18 protein-coding genes are annotated in these 16,417 nt (G+C 75.1%); 11 read left to right on the top strand and 7 right to left on the bottom strand.

From position 1 onward, the window contains the following. Window positions 1-51 precede the first annotated feature (51 nt). On the top strand, window positions 52-669 hold the full coding sequence (locus C2865_RS27780; RefSeq protein ID WP_106401543.1) for a TetR/AcrR family transcriptional regulator: 618 nt from the start codon (window positions 52-54) through the stop codon (window positions 667-669). 192 nt (window positions 670-861) lie between these two features. Here C2865_RS27780 and C2865_RS27775 read toward each other — a convergent pair whose 3' ends face one another. The 4 genes from C2865_RS27775 to C2865_RS27760 all read right to left on the bottom strand — a co-directional run bounded on the left by C2865_RS27775 (window position 862) and on the right by C2865_RS27760 (window position 4,857). Continuing rightward, complete coding sequence (locus C2865_RS27775; RefSeq protein WP_198653655.1) at window positions 862-1,488, bottom strand: PaaI family thioesterase; 627 nt, start codon at window positions 1,486-1,488, stop codon at window positions 862-864. Window positions 1,489-1,538: 50 nt separating this feature from the next. After that, on the bottom strand, window positions 1,539-2,405 hold the full coding sequence (locus tag C2865_RS27770) for an acyl-CoA thioesterase (RefSeq protein WP_106401542.1): 867 nt from the start codon (window positions 2,403-2,405) through the stop codon (window positions 1,539-1,541). 95 nt (window positions 2,406-2,500) lie between these two features. After that, the gene (locus C2865_RS27765) at window positions 2,501-3,523 is read right to left on the bottom strand and encodes a DUF2889 domain-containing protein (RefSeq protein ID WP_106401541.1); all 1,023 of its coding nucleotides are present in this window, start codon (window positions 3,521-3,523) and stop codon (window positions 2,501-2,503) included. Between the two features lie 104 nt (window positions 3,524-3,627). Beyond that, complete coding sequence (locus C2865_RS27760; RefSeq protein WP_106401540.1) at window positions 3,628-4,857, bottom strand: CoA transferase; 1,230 nt, start codon at window positions 4,855-4,857, stop codon at window positions 3,628-3,630. A 65-nt stretch (window positions 4,858-4,922) separates the two neighbouring features. Here C2865_RS27760 and C2865_RS27755 point away from each other — a divergent pair, with 65 nt between their 5' ends. Then, entirely contained in the window at window positions 4,923-5,975 is a 1,053-nt protein-coding gene (locus tag C2865_RS27755; RefSeq protein ID WP_106401539.1) for an enoyl-CoA hydratase/isomerase family protein, read from the top strand. A 115-nt stretch (window positions 5,976-6,090) separates the two neighbouring features. Then, window positions 6,091-6,684 carry an alpha/beta hydrolase family protein gene (locus C2865_RS27750; RefSeq protein WP_106401538.1) on the top strand — a complete coding sequence of 198 codons (594 nt, stop codon included), beginning with the start codon at window positions 6,091-6,093 and terminating at the stop codon, window positions 6,682-6,684. A gap of 68 nt (window positions 6,685-6,752) precedes the next feature. Here the strand turns inward: C2865_RS27750 and C2865_RS27745 are convergent, their stop codons facing one another. After that, window positions 6,753-6,956 carry a DUF5999 family protein gene (locus tag C2865_RS27745; protein ID WP_106401537.1) on the bottom strand — a complete coding sequence of 68 codons (204 nt, stop codon included), beginning with the start codon at window positions 6,954-6,956 and terminating at the stop codon, window positions 6,753-6,755. Window positions 6,957-7,136: 180 nt separating this feature from the next. Here C2865_RS27745 and C2865_RS27740 point away from each other — a divergent pair, with 180 nt between their 5' ends. Genes C2865_RS27740 through C2865_RS27730 form a run of 3 tightly spaced genes read left to right on the top strand, consistent with a single transcriptional unit; the run spans window position 7,137 to window position 9,705 of the window. Continuing rightward, window positions 7,137-7,853 carry a (Fe-S)-binding protein gene (locus C2865_RS27740; protein ID WP_106401536.1) on the top strand — a complete coding sequence of 239 codons (717 nt, stop codon included), beginning with the start codon at window positions 7,137-7,139 and terminating at the stop codon, window positions 7,851-7,853. Beyond that, on the top strand, window positions 7,847-9,091 hold the full coding sequence (locus tag C2865_RS27735; protein ID WP_106401535.1) for an LUD domain-containing protein: 1,245 nt from the start codon (window positions 7,847-7,849) through the stop codon (window positions 9,089-9,091). Before C2865_RS27740 ends, C2865_RS27735 begins: the two co-directional genes overlap by 7 nt. Next, window positions 9,088-9,705 carry a LutC/YkgG family protein gene (locus tag C2865_RS27730; protein WP_106401534.1) on the top strand — a complete coding sequence of 206 codons (618 nt, stop codon included), beginning with the start codon at window positions 9,088-9,090 and terminating at the stop codon, window positions 9,703-9,705. The genes C2865_RS27735 and C2865_RS27730 overlap by 4 nt, the downstream gene beginning before the upstream one ends. A 6-nt stretch (window positions 9,706-9,711) precedes the next feature. On the opposite strand, the gene C2865_RS27725 is transcribed toward C2865_RS27730, so the two are convergent. Then, window positions 9,712-10,272, bottom strand: a complete 561-nt coding sequence (locus tag C2865_RS27725; RefSeq protein ID WP_106401533.1) for a TetR/AcrR family transcriptional regulator — start codon at window positions 10,270-10,272, stop codon at window positions 9,712-9,714. Window positions 10,273-10,447: 175 nt separating this feature from the next. Between C2865_RS27725 and C2865_RS27720 the strand changes: the two genes are divergently transcribed. From C2865_RS27720 to C2865_RS27710, 3 genes are all read left to right on the top strand, one after another. After that, on the top strand, window positions 10,448-10,837 hold the full coding sequence (locus C2865_RS27720) for a plectin (protein WP_106401532.1): 390 nt from the start codon (window positions 10,448-10,450) through the stop codon (window positions 10,835-10,837). Window positions 10,838-11,009: 172 nt separating this feature from the next. Beyond that, window positions 11,010-11,663 (top strand): maleylpyruvate isomerase N-terminal domain-containing protein, encoded by a 654-nt coding sequence (locus C2865_RS27715; RefSeq protein WP_106401531.1) that lies wholly within the window; start codon window positions 11,010-11,012, stop codon window positions 11,661-11,663. A 69-nt stretch (window positions 11,664-11,732) separates the two neighbouring features. Next, the gene (locus tag C2865_RS27710) at window positions 11,733-11,981 is read left to right on the top strand and encodes a hypothetical protein (RefSeq protein ID WP_106401530.1); all 249 of its coding nucleotides are present in this window, start codon (window positions 11,733-11,735) and stop codon (window positions 11,979-11,981) included. A gap of 27 nt (window positions 11,982-12,008) precedes the next feature. Here C2865_RS27710 and C2865_RS27705 read toward each other — a convergent pair whose 3' ends face one another. After that, window positions 12,009-12,503, bottom strand: a complete 495-nt coding sequence (locus C2865_RS27705) for an NUDIX domain-containing protein (protein ID WP_106401529.1) — start codon at window positions 12,501-12,503, stop codon at window positions 12,009-12,011. Between the two features lie 145 nt (window positions 12,504-12,648). Here C2865_RS27705 and C2865_RS27700 point away from each other — a divergent pair, with 145 nt between their 5' ends. Both C2865_RS27700 and C2865_RS27695 read left to right on the top strand, forming a co-directional pair. Continuing rightward, the gene (locus tag C2865_RS27700) at window positions 12,649-14,772 is read left to right on the top strand and encodes a molybdopterin oxidoreductase family protein (protein WP_106401528.1); all 2,124 of its coding nucleotides are present in this window, start codon (window positions 12,649-12,651) and stop codon (window positions 14,770-14,772) included. Window positions 14,773-14,823: 51 nt separating this feature from the next. Then, a complete protein-coding gene (locus C2865_RS27695) occupies window positions 14,824-16,317 on the top strand; it encodes an FAD-dependent oxidoreductase (RefSeq protein ID WP_106401527.1) in 1,494 nt (497 codons plus the stop codon). The last annotated feature ends 100 nt before the right edge of the window (window positions 16,318-16,417 follow it).

The following is a 16,417-nucleotide window of genomic DNA, read 5'->3' as shown; positions in this document are numbered from 1 at the left end:
GATTAAACCGTATGATGAACTCCTGGGGAACCGCCTGGCGCGAGGAGGAAAGTGAGCAAGCAGAGCAGTGAGGAGACCAGGGACCGGCTCATCGAGGCGGCCGCGCACACCTTGCGGACCGAGGGATACGCGGGCACCAGCGCCCGCACCATCGCCAAGTCCGCAGGCTGCAACTCGGCGCTGGTCTTCTACCACTTCGGCGGCGTCGACCCCCTGCTGCTCGCGGCCCTCGACCGCTCCTCAGCGCAACGTATGGCCGCCCACCGGGAGGCCGCGGCCCAGGCCAGGACCCTGGAGGAGCTCGTCGAGGCCGCCACCGCGATCTACCGCACCGATCTCGAAGGCGGCCACATCACCCTGTTCACCGAACTGGTCGGGGCCGGCATCGCGCGCCCCGAACTGCGCAAGGAGATCGTCGAGCGCGCCGAGCCCTGGATCGACTTCGTCGAGCAGACCCTCGACCGCGTCATCGGCGGCTCGCCCCTGGCCGCCCTCCTGCCCCCGCGCGACCTGGCCTACGCCGCCATCACGTTCTACCTGGGCGTCAACCTCTTCACCCACCTGGACGCCGACCGCACCCGCACCGAGGCGCTGTTCGGCCTGGCCGCCCGCGTGGCGCCCCGCGCCAGGCTCCTCACCCTGCGCCTGCCCCGCCGCAGGGAACGCTGACGGCCCGAAGCCGCTTCCGCCGGGAGGCGCGGTGGCCGTACGGGGGCGGCACGGTGTCCGGCGCACGGCCGGGAGCGCGCCGAGCGGGCTCCGGCTTCCGCGCGGGCCGCGCGTCCCGGACGGGGGACGTTCCGGGGATGCCGCGGGCCGAGGGAGCGGGGCCGGTCGGCCCGCACGGGCGCGGGAGCGGGGTCAGGGCTGGCCGGGCCTGAGGGCGATGAAGAGGCCCTCGGCCTCGGCGCAGAGGGTCTCGCCGTGGTAGATGGCGCCGTGGACGTAGCGCTTGCGGCCCTCCTCGCGGGTGAAGCGGACCTCCACGCGCAGGTCGGCGTCGATGGGGGTGATGGCGCGGTAGTCCACGTGCAGGTAGGCGGTGCGGCTGGGGGAGCGTCCGCCGGAGGCGGCCAGGCGGCCCAGCAGGGAGTCGAAGACCAGGGGGACGGCGCCCCCGTAGACGGCCCCGTTGCGTCCCAGGTAGTAGCGGCCGAACCGGGTCGTGGCGCTGATGTGGTCGGGCCCGGAGGAGTGGACCTCGATCAGCGGGATGAGGGTCTGGCCGCGCCCCGGCATGTCGATGCGGCCGATGACCTGCCGGCTCTCGGGGATCTGGTGCTCGGCGAGCTCGTCGTTGAGGAGCTCGATCTGCCGGAGCATCTCCTTGGTGAGCTCGGGGGGAGCGTCCGCGCCCGTCCTCAGGTCGAGGAACCTGCGCAGCGCGTCGGCGAGCGCCGGGAGGTCGGGACCTCCCCGGTCGGCGGGCAGCAGGGCGAGGTTCCAGTTGGGGTGGTCGGCACCCTCCCCGGCGGGCATTTCTGACATGGCAGATTAATATCCGACGGCCTCGGACGCTCCGCGCACCGGGTCCCGCGCTAGGCGCGGGGGAGCGGCCTGATCAGGCCCTCCTGCGTCACGCTGCCCACCAGGCGGTGGGAGCGGTCCGAGAGGGTGCCGCGGCACAGGGCCCGGGCGCCGCCCGACCAGACGGCCTCCTGGTCGTAGAACAGCCACTCGTCCGCGCGGACGGGGGCGTGCAGCCACAACGTGTGGTCGAGGCTGGCGAACTGGAAGGCCGACTCCAGCACCACGCCGTGCGGCGCGGCGGCCGTGGTGAGCAGCAGCAGGTCCGAGGCGTAGGCGACGACGCAGGCGTGCAGCAGCGGATCGTCCCCCAGCCGCTCGCGGGTACGGAACCAGAAGCCCTGGACGGGCGGTGCGGGTTCCCCGCGCATCGCGGCGAAGCGCGGCAGCTCCCCGACCGGCCGCACCTCCAGCGGAAGGCCGCGGTGGGTGTCGCTGAACCAGCGCCGGGTGCGTTCGTCGGCCGCGCCGAAGACCTCCCCGGCGTCCGGCAGGCCCTCGGGCTCGGGCCGCTCCACCTTGGCGGACTGGTACTCGTAGCCCTCCTCGGGCCGGTGGAACGACGCGGTCAGGTGGAAGATCGGCTTCCCGCGCTGGACGGCCACCGTCCGGCGGGTGGTGAAGCTCCCGCCGTCCCGCATCGGATCGACCTGGTAGACGATCGGCACGGCCGGGTCGCCCGGCCGCAGGAAGTGGGCGTGCAGGGAGTGCGCGAGCCGGTCCTCCGGGACGGTGCGGCCCGCCGCCATCAGCGCCTGCGCGGCGACCTGGCCCCCGAACACCCGGGCCGAGCCGGTCTCCCGGGAGCGGCCGCGAAAGAGGTGGTCCTCCAGCCGGTCCAGTTCCAGGATCTCCTGGAGCCCACCCGTCGTGCCCACTCCCGCTCCCCTCCGCGTGCCCCGTGCCGGGGCCGACTCGCTTGAACAGGCAAAGTCTGGCTCATCGCCAGGAGAGAGAGGCCGCCGGTCCCGGGTCAGCCCGCCAGGCCGAGCAGGACCGGAACGTCGTGCAGGGAGCGGAGCATGTCGTTGAGGTGGGTGCAGGTGGAGACCCCGGCGAACCGCGTCCGCACATGCGAGCGCAGTTCGTCCAGCCGCACCCCGGCGATCCGCCCGGCGCTGGCGACGGCCCCCGGGCACTCAGTCCAGGGCAGGACGCGGGCCTGCGCGCGGCACTCGGTGACGACGCCGTCGCGGGCCCGCGCCGTCAGGGTGTACTCGTGGATCACGGTCTCCCGGCCGTCGCCCAGCACGTAGGAGTCCCGGAAGAGCGCCTCGATCTCCGCCTCGGAACGGCCGTCGCGGGCGGGGGAGACGTCGATGCGGCGGGAGCGGCGCATCCCGGTCGGCGGCAGGGGATCCATGTCGTGCCAGCCCGCGGGGTCGTCCGGATCGTCCAGCGCCGGGGCGAGCGGGCCGGTGACGACCGGGGGCGTGCCGAGCTCGAGCACCCCGCTGATCAGCGTGCCGCCGGTGACGAACCCGGCGCACAGGTCGGCGGGGAAGTGCCGCCGCCTCTCCGGGGGGATCTCCGAGCCGGGAAGGCGCTCCACGGTGACGGCGTGCCCGGAGACCAGGGTGGTCACGGGGACGTCGTCGAGCAGGAGGTAGAGCAGGTCGCACTCGTCGATCAGCGCCGGGTCCAGGACGTCCAGCCCGCGCCGGAAGCCCGAGGCGACGCTCCTGCCGCACAGCTCCGCCAGGGCGGGCCGCGCCGGATCGGTCCGCAGCTCCAGCAGCGTCTTGCCGTCGTGGTAGTCGACGACGGCCTCGCCGGAGGCCTCGGCCAGGAGTTCGGCCTCACCCGCGGGGCCGGTGCGCAGGTCCCGCCCGCGCAACCGCAGGACGAGCGGCCCCTGGACGCCCTCGGGGCGCAGCATGTCCGTCGTAACGGTGCGCCGCACGGTGCCCGGACGCCGGACGGGGGTCCCCGAGGTCGGTTCGTGGATGCCGTGCCGCGGGTGCAGGACGAGGGGCTCGTCGGGGATGGTCGTCACGGGTCGTGCCTCCGGAGCGGCGTGTTCGTCTTCCTACGGGGCTGCGCGCTGTCGGCTTCCCGTGCCGGACGGCGGCCGCCCGGCCGGACAAGTCTGACGTATCGCTAAGGGAGCGGGATCCCCAGCCCCTGAAGGACGTCCTCGGTGTCGGCCCCGCTCTCCGGCGCGGGAGGGACGGAGCCGGTCCGCCGTTCGGGGACCGCGACGGGGACCGGGCCCTGCGCGGTGTCGACGGACCAGCCGCCGGGGCCGGGGCGTGCCGCCTGGCAGGGGCCGGGCGGGTCCTCCGGAAGGGTCGTGGCGACGACGTCGGCCATCGCCACCTCCCACAACACGCCGCGCCCGCCGGGAGGGGCGGTGGCGGCCAGGACCGCGGCGGTCAGGCCGGTCAGCGGGTCGGCCAGCGCGTCGCCGCAGAACACCGGGCCCTCCCCGTCCCAGGCGATCAGTCCGGCGCAGGCGGCGACGTCGTCGCCGAAACCGACGCGGTCGGCGCCCCGGCCGTGGGAGGTGATGGACACCCACGTCTTGCCCGCCTCCACCGCCTCCCCCGCGTCCAGGCCCCAGCGGGCCAGCGCGCGGGGACGGGACGCCTCGATCACGATGTCGGCGGCGTCCACCAGCCTCGCCAGTGCCCGGCGGCCGGAGGGGGTGTCCGGATCGAGCACCACCGAGCGGTGTCCGGAGTGCAGCAGGTCGTAGAAGTCCCGGTTCCCCCGGCGCGCCCCGTCGGGCCGCGCTGGCGTCTCGACCTTGACGACGCGGGCTCCCGCCAGGCCCAGCAGGTGGGCGCACAACGGCCCCGCCCACAACGCGCTGAAGTCGACGACCAGCGCGCCCTCGAGCGGGCGGGGCTCGGCGGGGGCGGGGACGGCGGGCCGCGGCGGGCGGCGCACCGGACCGGCCGCCACCCCCAGCAGCGCGGCGCGCTCGGCCAGCTCGTCCCCCGAGTGCGCGGCCAGCCAGCGGCCGAGCGCCGGCCACGGCTCCTCGCCGGGCCCGGCGAAGGCCAGCGCGGCCAGCAGATCGGGATCGTCCGGCCGGGCGCAGGAGACCGCGGCCCAGCCGTCGGCGGTCGGCAGCAGCCGGCAGCTTCCGCCCAGCGATACCGCCCCCTGGCGGGAACGCCGGGTATAGGCGGCGCGTTCGGAGAGCAGCCGGGGCCCGTCCACCCGCACCGGGCGGCCGGTCCGCGCGGTGGACTCCGCCAGCAGCTCCGCCAGCCCGGCGGCGCGCAGGGCGGCGCTCCCCGGCGGCACGAGGGGCGGCTTCCCGGGACGGCCGGTCAGCGCCACCACGCCGCTGCGCGCCCAGGCCGCGGCCCGCGCCGTCATCGGCTGCTCCGCATGGCCCGACGATACACTCGCGGTGCTGGAAGATCGTCAAGGGCGGAGCACAGATGAACGGGCCTCTCCTGCTGTCGGTCGCCGACCTGGCCGACGGCGCCGCGCACACCCGCGTCCTCGGCCCGGACGCGGCGCCGGCCGATCCCCTCATCGGGATCGACCTCGGCTCGGCACCCTCCGCGCCGGTCCTCTCCCGCGCCGTCGAGCGGGCCCGCAGCCACGACCGGCTGCTGGTCGGCGTCCACGACGGGACCGGCCTGCCGGAGGCGGCCCGCGCCCTGTCGGCCTACCTGGACCTCACCCTGGTCAGGTCCGGCCGCCCGGCCCCCCGCCCGTACGTCGGCGTCGAGGACCCGCGGGCCGCCCTGCGGCGGCTGGGGGAGGCCGCTTCGGCCAACCCGCGCGCGTCCTTCGTCCTGGGCGGGGTGCTGCGCGCCTCGGCTGCGCTGCCCGTCGCCGAGGCGCTGGACGTGGAGTCCTTCGCCTACTCCACGCTGCTGGCCGGGCCTGAGTTCACCTCCTGGCTGGCCGGGCGCGGCACCGTCGACCCCCCGCCCGCGGCCGACGAGCCGGTCCGGATCGTTCGCGACGGCGACACCCTGCACCTGACGCTCAACCGCCCCGAACGCCGCAACGCCTACGGCCGCCTCCTGCGCGACGCCCTGGTGGACGGCCTGGCGGTCGCCGAGTCCGACCCGTCGGTCCGCCGTGTCCTGCTGGACGGCGCGGGCCCGGTCTTCTCGGCCGGAGGCGACCTCGCCGAGTTCGGCACGGCCCCCGACCTGACCACCGCCCACCTCGTCCGCACCAGGGCCGGCGCGGCCCTGCCCCTGCACCGGCTGCGCGACCGCCTCACCGTGCGCGTCCACGGCCGCTGCGTCGGCGCCGGCGTCGAGCTCCCGCCCTTCGCCCGCACCCTGATCGCCGACCCCGCCACCACCTTCCGCCTTCCCGAGGTGGCCATGGGCCTGATCCCCGGTGCGGGCGGCACCGTCAGCCTCCCCCGCCGCATCGGCCGCTGGCGCACCCTCTACCTGGCCCTCACCGGGGTGGAACTCCACGCCCCCACCGCTCTTTCCTGGGGCCTCGTCGACCGCCTCGCCTGAGCCCGCCGCCGCGGGACGGCGCCCGGCCCCCGAGGGGCGGCGGCGGACGGGAAGGAGCTCCCAGCCCGCGGGGGCCCGTGGGGGCGGTGGCGGGCGGGGCTGGGAGCATGGGCGCATGGAGATCGAGACCGTGGCGGGACCCGCGGCCGTCGTGATCGACGAGACCGAGGACGCGCGGCTGCTGGTGGTGCTGACCCACGGGTCGAACGGCGGTGTGGACGCGCCGGACCTGCTGGCGGCGCGGGAGGCCGCGCTGGGGCTGGGGGCGGCGGTGGCGCGGGTGACGCAGCCGTTCCGGTTGGCGGGCAGGCGGGCGCCGGGCGGCGCGGCCAGGCAGGACGCGGCCTGGGTGGAGGTCGTCGAGGCGCTGCGGGCGCGTCATCCGGGGATCCCGCTGGTGCAGGGCGGGCGCAGCAACGGGGCACGGGTGGCGTGCCGGACGGCGGCGCGCGTGGGCGCGACCGGTGTGCTGGCCCTGGCGTTCCCGCTGCACCCGCCGGGGAAACCGGAGAAGAGCCGGGCGGCCGAGCTGCGCGGGGCGGGCGCGCCGGTCGTGGTCGTCAACGGCGACCGCGACCCCTTCGGGGTGCCGGCGGCGGGGGACGCCGCCGAGGTGGTGGTGCTGCCGGGGGAACGGCACGACCTGACCAGGGACCCCGCCCGGGTGGGCGTCGCCGTGGAGCCGTGGCTCCGGCGCTGGCGGGGATGACGGGACCGCCCGGCCGACAGAAGATCACCCGAACGGACTAGTTCGGCCTGGCCCGGACGGCTCCGGGCTCAGGCCGCGGAGGTGGCGTGCACGTCCGTGGGGCGGTGCGGCGCGATGATCTCCCCGTCGGGCAGCAGCTCACCGGTGTCGTCGAACACCACCACTCCGTTGCACAGCAGGCTCCAGCCCTGCTCCGGGTGGTTGGCCAGGGTACGAGCGGCGTCGCGGTCGGGGTCGTCGGACGAAGGACAGGCTGGCTGGTGCGGGCACATCGGGGTGCCTCCGGTTCTCACACTCGTGGGTTTGTGTCTTGTGTCACGTTGGACGTGTACCAGTGTGCAACGGTTCGGCCTTTCATGGACATAGTCCGATGGGACTGTTGTGACAACGTCTCCCCGGAGACAGCCCCCCGTGCGACCTACGATGGCCGTTCCCCACGAGGAAGGGCACGAGTGCGCGTCGCGTTGTTCGTCAGCTGTGTCAACGACGCCCTGCAACCGCGGACGGGTAGAGCGGTCGTGCGGTTGCTGGAACGTCTCGGCCACGAGGTGGTCTTCGAGCCCGCGCAGACCTGCTGCGGGCAGATGCACTGGACCACCGGCTACCACAGGGAGGCCGCCGGCCTGGCGGCGAGGTTCGCCGGGGTGTTCGGCCGCCACGAGGCGGTCGTGACGCCCTCCGCGTCCTGCGCGGCCACCGTCCGGGCCGTCCATCCGAGGCTGACGGGCGGCGCCCCGCCGCCCGTCTACGAGCTCACCGAGTTCCTGGTGGACGTGCTGGGCGTGACCGACGTCGGCGCCTGCTACCCCCGCAAGGTCGTCTACCAGCCCACCTGCCACTCGCTGCGCGCCACCCGGCTGGGCGACAGGCCGCTGCGGCTGCTGCGCGCCGTCCGGGGCCTGGAGTTCGCGGAGCTCCCGGACGCCGAGGAGTGCTGCGGGTTCGGCGGGGCGTTCGCGCTGAAGAACGCCGACACCTCGGTCGCGCTGGGCGCCGACAAGGTCCGGCACGTGCGCGGCACCGGCGCCGAGGTGGTGTGCGCCGTGGACGACTCCTGCCTGGCCCACATCGGGGGGATGCTCTCGCGGCTGCGCACGGGGGTCAGGGCCGTGCACCTGGCCCAGATCCTGGCGGCCACGGGATCCGGCGGCGAGGGGGAGGAATGGTGACGCCCCTGCCGCTGCCCGTCCGGTTCGCCGACGCCGCCCGGACGACGCTGGCCGTGCCGGGCTCCGAGGAGGCCGACTCCCGGCGGCGCAGGGCCGAGGCGGTGGCCGAGCTGCCCGACTGGGAGGAGTTGCGCCACGCCGGCGAGGAGCTGCGCGACCGGACCCTCCGCCATCTCGACACCCTGCTGGAGACGCTCGAGGCGGCAGTCGTCCGGGCGGGCGGGACGGTCCACTGGGCGCGCGACGCCGCCGAGGCCCGCCGGATCGTCACCCGCCTGGCGTCGGCCGCCGGCGGGGGAGGGGCCGTCGAGCTCCCCTCGCCGCTCACCCGCCGGATCGACGCGGCAGGGGCGCTCGCCGCCGCGGGGATCACCCTTCACCGGGCCGGGGGCCCCGCGCGCGAGCGCCTCCTGGACGCCGCCCTCGCCGTCTCGGGCGCCCGCTTCCTGGTGGCCGAGACCGGCACGGTGGTGGCCTTCGAACCGGACGGGGACGCGCGGATGTGCCTCACCCTGCCCCGGACGCTGATCACCGTGGCGGGCATCGAGCAGGTCGTGCCGCGCCTGCGCGACCTGGAGGTGCTGCTGCAGCTCCTCCCCCGCTCGGCGGGGGAGCGGATGAGCCCGTACGTCACCATGTGGACGGGCGTCACCCCGGACGACGGGCCGCGGGAGTTCCACCTGGTGCTGCTGGACGACGGCCGCACCGCCGCGCTGTCGGACGGGACGGGCCGCACGGCGCTGCGCTGCGTCGGATGCGAGGCGTGCCTGCGGGTGTGCCCGGTCTACAAGCGGGTCGGCGACGACCCCTACGGGGAGCTGCCCGGCCCCATCGGCGCGATCCTCACCCCGCAGCTGCGCGGGATCGAGGCGGCGCACGAGGCCTCCCTGCCGTTCGCCTCCACTCTGTGCGGGGCGTGCGCGGACGTCTGCCCGGTCCGCATCGACATCCCCGACGTCCTGGTGCACCTGCGCGCCAGGGTCGTGGAGTCCCGGCGCCGCCACCCGGTGCCCACGCCGGAGCTGGCCCTGATGCGCGCCGCCGCCTGGACGATGGGCGACCGGTGGCGCTACGAGCGCGCCCTGGCCAGGGCCACCCGCTGGGGCGGGCTGCTGCCCGGGGGCCTCCTGCGCAGGCTGCCCGTCCTGCCGCTCCTGCTGGGCAGGTGGACCGATGCCCGGGACCTGCCCGCCCTGCCCGACCGGTCCTTCCGCGACTGGTGGAAGGCGCGCCGGTGAACGCGCGCGAGGAGATCCTGCACCGCGTCCGCGAGGCGCTGGGCGCGGACCGGGGCGGCGGGTTCCCCGCTCCGTCCGGGCGCGTCCGGCGCACGGACGGGCGGGCGTCCGGGCAGGGCGAGCTCGCCGCCCTGTTCGCCGAGCGGGCGGCCGAGCACGCCGGGGGAGGCACCGCGGTCCGGCACGTGGGGGCGGACGGCCTGGGCACGGCGGTGGCCGCGGCGCTGTGGGCGCGCGGGGCCGGGCGCATCGCCGTCCCCGCCGACCTGCCCTTCGGGTGGCTGGCCGCGCTGCGGGGCGTGGAGGCGCTGGCCGACGCGCCCCCGCTGGAGCCCGACGAGCTGGCGGGGGTGGACGGGACGGTGACGGGCTGCGCGCTGGCCGTCGCCGAGACCGGGACGGTCGTGCTGGACGGCGGCGGGACGCAGGGCAGGCGGGCGCTGACCCTGGTGCCCGGCTACCACCTGTGCGTGGTGCGCGCCGAGCAGATCGTCGCCACCGTGCCCGAGGCGGTCGGGCGGCTGGCGCCGGGCCGCCCGCTGACGTGGATCTCGGGCCGGCCCGCGGACGGCGCCGGCGCGCGGGTCCTGGAGCTGCTCATCGTGGAGGAGTGAGGCGGCCTACAGCAGCGCGGTGAGCATCCCCGACAGCAGGACCTCGAGCCCGTCCTCGAACCGGCGGTCCCAGTCGACCGGATAGGGCTGGGGGCCCTCCATCCCGCGCACCTCCAGGGCGGCGTGGCCGATGAGGAAGGACAGCAGGGTGTGGGCCGCGGGCGCCGCGGCGGCCTCCAGGAAGCCCCCGAGCCGCAGGACCTCGGTCAGGGAGCGGGAGGTGGCGGCGAGCGCGGCGGGGTTGCGGCGGGTGACGACCAGCGGCAGCACCCCGGCGTGCTCGACCAGCCGGGACCGGTAGTCGCGGGCCCAGACGCGGATGCGGTCGCGCCAGTCCTCCCCGGCCAGGGGGCGGGTGTCGGCGGGCAGGGCGGCCACGTGCGCGACCAGCCCGTCGAGCAGCTCCTCCTTGCCGCGCGGCAGGTGGTGGTAGATCGCCATCGCCTCGACCTGCAGGGCGTCGCCCAGCCGGCGCATGGTCAGGCGCCCCAGGCCCTGCCCGTCGACGATGTGCAGCGCGGCCTGGATGATGCGGTCGCGGGTGAGCGGTTCACGCAGGGTGTTCATGGCGGCCCTTCATGGTGCTCTCGGCGGACACCCCGCACCTTACTACGTAAAGGCCACGTCCGTCGCGCCTTCCGGCGCGCCCCCCGAGAAGGCGCCACGAAACCTTCCGGCGGGGATGCCGTCCGGGCCGGGGAAGCGTAGGCTGCTGGGCCAGACGTGAACGGAAGGATTGATCATGGTCTTCGGCCGACGCACCAGCCCGGAGGACGCGGCGCGGTACGCCGCCGACCGCGAGATCGCCGGGGGCTATCCCGACCGGATCGCCGCCGTCGAGCGCGCCGATGCCGCCCTGCGCGAGGCGCAGGCCGAGGGCGGGGACGGCGCCGGGCTGCGGGGCCTGCACGGCGCGCTGGAGGCCGCCCTGCGCGAGGCGATCACCGCGGCGGAGGCCGCCGAGCGGGTCGCGATGGGTCCGCGCACCTACGGCTCCACCAGGGCCGCCGAGATCTCTCGGCGCAAGGCGCGGGCGAAGGCCTCCGTGCGCCCCTACAGTGAGGAACTGGACCGGTTGCGGACCGCCCGCGAGGCGCACAAGCTGAGCTTCCGGGCCCTCACGCGGGTCTAGTCGCGCGGCCCTCCGCGGGCGGGGAGACGGGTGTTCCGGCGTGCTGTGCGCCGAGTGGCACGGCGGCCGGAACTCTGAGAATCTGACCTGCGCGCACGCGGATGGTCGCGGTGGGTCACCAGCGTGGCGAGGTACCTGAGCCAGCGGCTCGGCGGGGGATGGGGGAGACGACTTGGATCGCAGGCCGCCGGACGGCGACCGGGTACTGGAGTCCTACCGGGCGGGCGTCGCCGCCATCAGGTGGTTCGCCGCCCGCTGCACGGACTGGGACGCCCTCACCCCCTGCCCGGAGTGGCTGGCGGTCGACCTGGCGGGGCATCTGCGCTGCGTCGCGGAGAACAACCTGGAGTACCTGCAGGACGCCCCCGACAGCCGGCTGGCCAAGCTTTTCGCCCAGGACACCGCCACGGCGGTGCTCATCCGCCAGCAGGCCCGCCAGAACGCCGCCGAGCTGGCGGTCCTGCCGCCCGAGTCGGGCCGGGAGCGGATCATGTCGTTCACGGTGTCGGCCGACGCCTACCTCGACCTGATCCCCGACTCCTGGAACCGCACCCACCTGATCTACCGGGGCACCAAGTACACCGTCGGCGACCACACGGGCTCGGCGAGCGTCGAGTGGCACCTGCACGCCTGGGACCTGGCCAGGGCGGTCGGCGAGGACTACCGTCCCGACGACCCCGAGGTGCTCGTGGCCGCCTGGGCGTGGGGGGTGCCGCACCTGCCCCTGTGCCGGGAGGACGACCCGTGGATCCGGGTGCTGCGCTCGTCCGGGCGCTCACAGGAGTGGACCAGGGAGAACCCCGTCCGGGCGCGCCGCCGCAGGTGAGGCGCATGAGCGGGCGCCCCCGGGGGTAGGTCCGCCTCCGAAAGGATGCGATTTCGGGGGGAGTCCGGCATGGGTAGGTGCGAGGTCTGCGGCAACGATTACGACCTGGCGTTCGAGGTGCACACCCAGGGGGTGGTGCACGTGTTCGACAGCTTCGAGTGCGCGATCAGCCGGCTGGCGCCGGTCTGCGAGCACTGCTCGTGCCGGGTGATCGGCCACGGGGTGGAGGTCGGCCGGCACTGGTACTGCTCGGCGCACTGCGCCAGGGCCGGCGATCCGGTCGGCGCCGAGCAGATCCGCGACCGCGCCCCCGTCTGACGGCCGCCGGCCCCTGGCACGTCCTGCCTAGCGCGCTCCCGGCCGGGGCAGCGCGGCGCGCGGGTGCGTCCCGTCCTCCAGGTAGAGCGTCCGGCCGTCCGCGGCCAGGACGGATTCCAGGCGGCGGGCGATGTGCGGCGGCGCGAAGTCGGGGATCTCGGCCCGCGTCACCAGCCGGTGGTCGGAGAGCTCGTCGGGCGGCAGGGCGATCCGGGCGACCTGCCCGGCGCTGATCCGGCCGGCGAAGACCCAGACGTTGGTGGCGTCGATCTCGCCTTCGGGCGGGGCCCAGTCGAAGCAGGCGATCCCGTCGAGGTCGGGGACGAGGCCCAGTTCCTCCATGCATTCGCGCAGGCAGGCGGCGAGGGGGGACTCGCCCTGTTCGATCACCCCGCCCGGCAGGAACCAGCCGGCCTTGTAGGTGGGTTTGACCAGCAGGACGCGGTCGTGTTCGTCGAGGAGCAGGGCGGAGGCCGCCCCGCGGGTACGGGGAAGGGAGGCGAAGAACGCGGCGTCGGACATGTCTCGACATTAGGCCAGGAACTATGGCGGAAACCTACGGTCCAACCATTTGCTGACAAGTGGTCGTGGTCCGGGTGAGTCCCAATTAACACCGCGGTCATGCGAGGGACGCGGGCCGGAAACGGCTCCCGAACACGATCGTTGCATGGCCGCAAGCGAAGTGGGCGCCACACCCACCCATTGCCCGTACTGCGCCCTGCAGTGCGGTATGTCGATCGCCGCCGGAGCGGGGACCGCGGTGATCGCCCCGCGCGAGGACGTGCCCGCCAACGCGGGCGGCCTCTGCCAGAAGGGCTGGTCGGCGGCGGAGATGCTGGATGTCCCCGACCGGGTGACCGGCCCGCTCATGCGGGCGCACGAGGGGGCCCCGCTGGAGCCGGTGTCCTGGGAGGCCGCGCTCGACGCGATCGCGGCCCGGGTCACGGCGCTGCAGGACGCCCACGGCAGGGACGCGGTCGCGGTGTTCGGCGGCGGAGGGCTGACCAACGAGAAGGCCTACCAGCTCGGGAAGTTCGCCCGGATCGCCCTGGGGACCTCGCAGATCGACTACAACGGGCGCTTCTGCATGTCCTCGGCGGCCGCCGCGCTCAACCGGGCGTTCGGCATGGACCGCGGGCTGCCCGGCCCGATCACCGACGTGGGCGACGCCGACGTGGTGTTCATGGCGGGCGGGAACGTCGCCGAGACGATGCCGCCGTTCATGCGGCACCTGAGCAGGCTGAAGGACGGCGGCGGCGCGCTGATCGTCGCCGACCCGCGCCGCACGCCCACGGCCGCGCGGGCCGACCTGCACCTGCAGCTCACCCCCGGCACCGACCTGGCGCTGGCCAACGGCATGCTGCACCTGGCGATGAGCGAGGGACTGCTGGACGAGGCCTACATCCGGGACAGGACCAGCGGGTTCGACACGCTGCGGACCACCGTCAACTCCTACTGGCCCGAGCGGGTGGAGCGCGTCACCGGGGTGCCGGTGGCGCACATGCGCGAGGCCGTGCGGATGCTGGCGGCGGGCCGCCGCTCCCTGATCCTCACCGCCCGCGGCGCCGAGCAGCAGGCGCAGGGCGTCGACACCGTCACCGCCTTCATCAACCTGGCGCTGGCGCTGGGCCTGCCGGGCACCGAGGGCTCCGGGTACGGGTGCATCACCGGGCAGGGCAACGGCCAGGGCGGCCGTGAGCACGGCCAGAAGGCCGACCAGCTGCCCGGCTACCGCAGGATCGACGACCCGGCGGCGCGGGTCCATGTGGCGGCCGTGTGGGGGGTGGAGCCGGAGGCCATCCCCGGTCCCGGCCGGTCGGCCTACGAGCTGCTGACGGCTCTGGGCACCTCCGGCGGGCCCCGCGCGCTGCTGCTGTTCGGCTCCAACCCGGTGGTCTCGGCACCGCGCGCCTCGGTCGTGGAGGAGCGGCTGAACGCCCTGGACCTGCTGGTGGTCGCGGACTTCGTGCTCTCCGAGACGGCCCTGCGCGCCGACATCGTCCTGCCCTCCGCCCAGTGGGCCGAGGAGTCGGGCACGATGACCAACCTGGAGGGCAGGGTGCTGCGCCGCAACCGGGCGCTGCCGCCGCCGGAGGGGGTGCGGACCGACCTGGAGATCATCCGGGGGCTGGCGGTCCGGCTGGGCGCGCCCGGCACCTGGAGCACCGATCCCGAGGAGGTCTTCGCCGAGCTCGGCCGGGCCAGCGCCGGCGGGATCGCCGACTACTCGGGCATCACCTACGAGCGCATCGAGCGAGAGGGCGGGGTGTTCTGGCCGTGCCCGTCCCCCGGCCACCCCGGCACGCCGCGCCCGTTCCTCGAGCGCTTCGCCACCCCCGACGGGCGCGCCGTGTTCACCGCGGTGGAGCACCGCGGGCCCGAGGAGGACGTCGACGACGGCTACCCGGTCTACCTGACCACCGGCCGGGTGCTGGCCCACTACCAGAGCGGCGCGCAGACCCGGCGGGTGAAGCAGCTGGTGGAGGCCTCGCCCGAGCCGTTCGTCGAGCTGCACCCCGACCTCGCCGAGCGGCTGGGCGTCGAGCCCGGCTCGCTGGTGCGGGTCTCCAGCAGGCGGGGGGTGTCGGTCGCCCGCGCGCGGCTGACCGACACCATCCGCGAGGACACCGTCTTCATGCCGTTCCACTGGGGCGGGGAGGGCAGGGCGAACACGCTCACCAACCCCGCGCTGGACCCGGTCTCCCGCATGCCGGAGTTCAAGGTCTGCGCGGTGCGGGTCGAGCCCGCCGGACCGCACGCCCAGGACCCGCTCCCGCAAGGCTTCCGTTGACCTTCTCCCCTGCCCGCGCGCAGGGGCCGCACCCCGACCGAGGGATTTCCGATGAGCATCGTCGTCGTCGGCAACGGGATGGCCGGATCACGTCTGGTCACCGAGTTGCGAGCCAGGGACCGCAAGGTCCCGATCACCGTCTTCGGCGCGGAGCCGCAGCGGCCCTACAACCGGATCCTGCTGTCGAACGTGCTGGCGGGATCGGCCAGGCCCGACCACATCGGGCTGGTCGACCCCGCCTGGTACGAGCGGCAGGAGGTGGACGTCCGGGCCGGGGTGCCGGTGGTGTCGATCGACCGCCGGGCGCGGCTGGTGTCGGCCGCCGACGGGTCGGTGACCCCGTACGAGACCCTGGTGCTGGCCACGGGCAGCACCGCGTTCATCCCGCCGATCCCGGTCCGCCACCCGGACGGCGGGGAGGCGAGCGCCGTCGACGGGCTGCCGGCGGGCGCGCTGGCGTTTCGCACCCTGGAGGACTGCCAGGAGATCATCGAGATGGCGCGGACCGTCCGCAGGGCGGTCGTCGTGGGCGGCGGGCTGCTGGGGATCGAGGCGGCCCGCGGCCTGGTCGGCCGGGGCCTGGAGGTCACCGTCCTGCACCTGGCGGGGCATCTGATGGAGCGGCAGCTCGATCCCGAGGGCGGCAGGGTGCTGGCGCGGACGCTCGCCAGGCTGGGGATCGGCTCGAGGCTGAACGCGGCGGTCTGCGCGTTGGGCACGGTCCCGGGCGCGGACGGCGCCCCGGTGGTCTGCGGGGTGGAGCTCGCCCTGCCGGACGGCGGGCGCGAGTTCGTCGAGGCCGATCTGGTGGTGCTCTCCTGCGGGGTGCGGCCCGAGGTGTCCCTGGCCCGTGAGGCGGGCCTGGCCGTGGGCCGCGGGATCCTGGTGGACGACGAGCTGCGTTCGGTCACCGACCCGGACGTCCGGGCGATCGGCGAGTGCTGCGAGCACCGGGACGAGGTGTACGGGCTGGTCGCCCCGGCCTGGCAGCAGGCGGAGGTGCTGGCGGACCTGCTGGCCGGGACCGAGCCGGCGGCCCGGTTCACCGGCGCCAGGCAGATCACCCGGTTGAAGGCGGCGAGCATCGAACTGGCCTCGATGGGCGAGACCCACCACGACGACGAGGCCGAGGGCGTGGAGGTGCTGCAGTTCGCGGACTCCTCGCGCGGCACCTACAAGAAGGTGGTGATCCGGGACGGCCGGCTGGTCGGCGCGATCCTGCTCGGGGACACCTCGACCGCCGGGACGCTCACCCAGCTGTACGACCGGGCCGCGGCGCTGCCGTCGGAGCGGCTGAGCCTGCTGTTCGGCGGGATCGGCGGTGCCGAGCCGGCCGGCACGCCGTTGCGGATGCCGGATGCGGCGACCGTCTGCCACTGCAACAATGTGACCAAGGGCCGGATCCGTGCCTGCTGGCAGGAAGGCGCCCGCACCGCCGCGGACGTGGCGGAGCGGACCAGGGCCGGCACGGGCTGCGGCTCCTGCCGAAGCGCGCTGGAGGGCATCGTCTCCTGGTTGGGCGAGCAGGAGTCCGTGGACGCCTGAGACCCCGACCGCAGATCCGCCGTGACTCGAAGTCACGGCGGGTTTTACGTTTTGGGGAAAAAGCGAAGTTTGTCTGCTTATTGGTCACGCCATGACAACG

It is taken from the genome of Actinocorallia populi, from assembly GCF_002995495.1.
GTDB classification, from domain to species: domain Bacteria; phylum Actinomycetota; class Actinomycetes; order Streptosporangiales; family Streptosporangiaceae; genus Actinocorallia; species Actinocorallia populi.
This window is presented reverse-complemented; position numbering and strand designations above follow the sequence as displayed.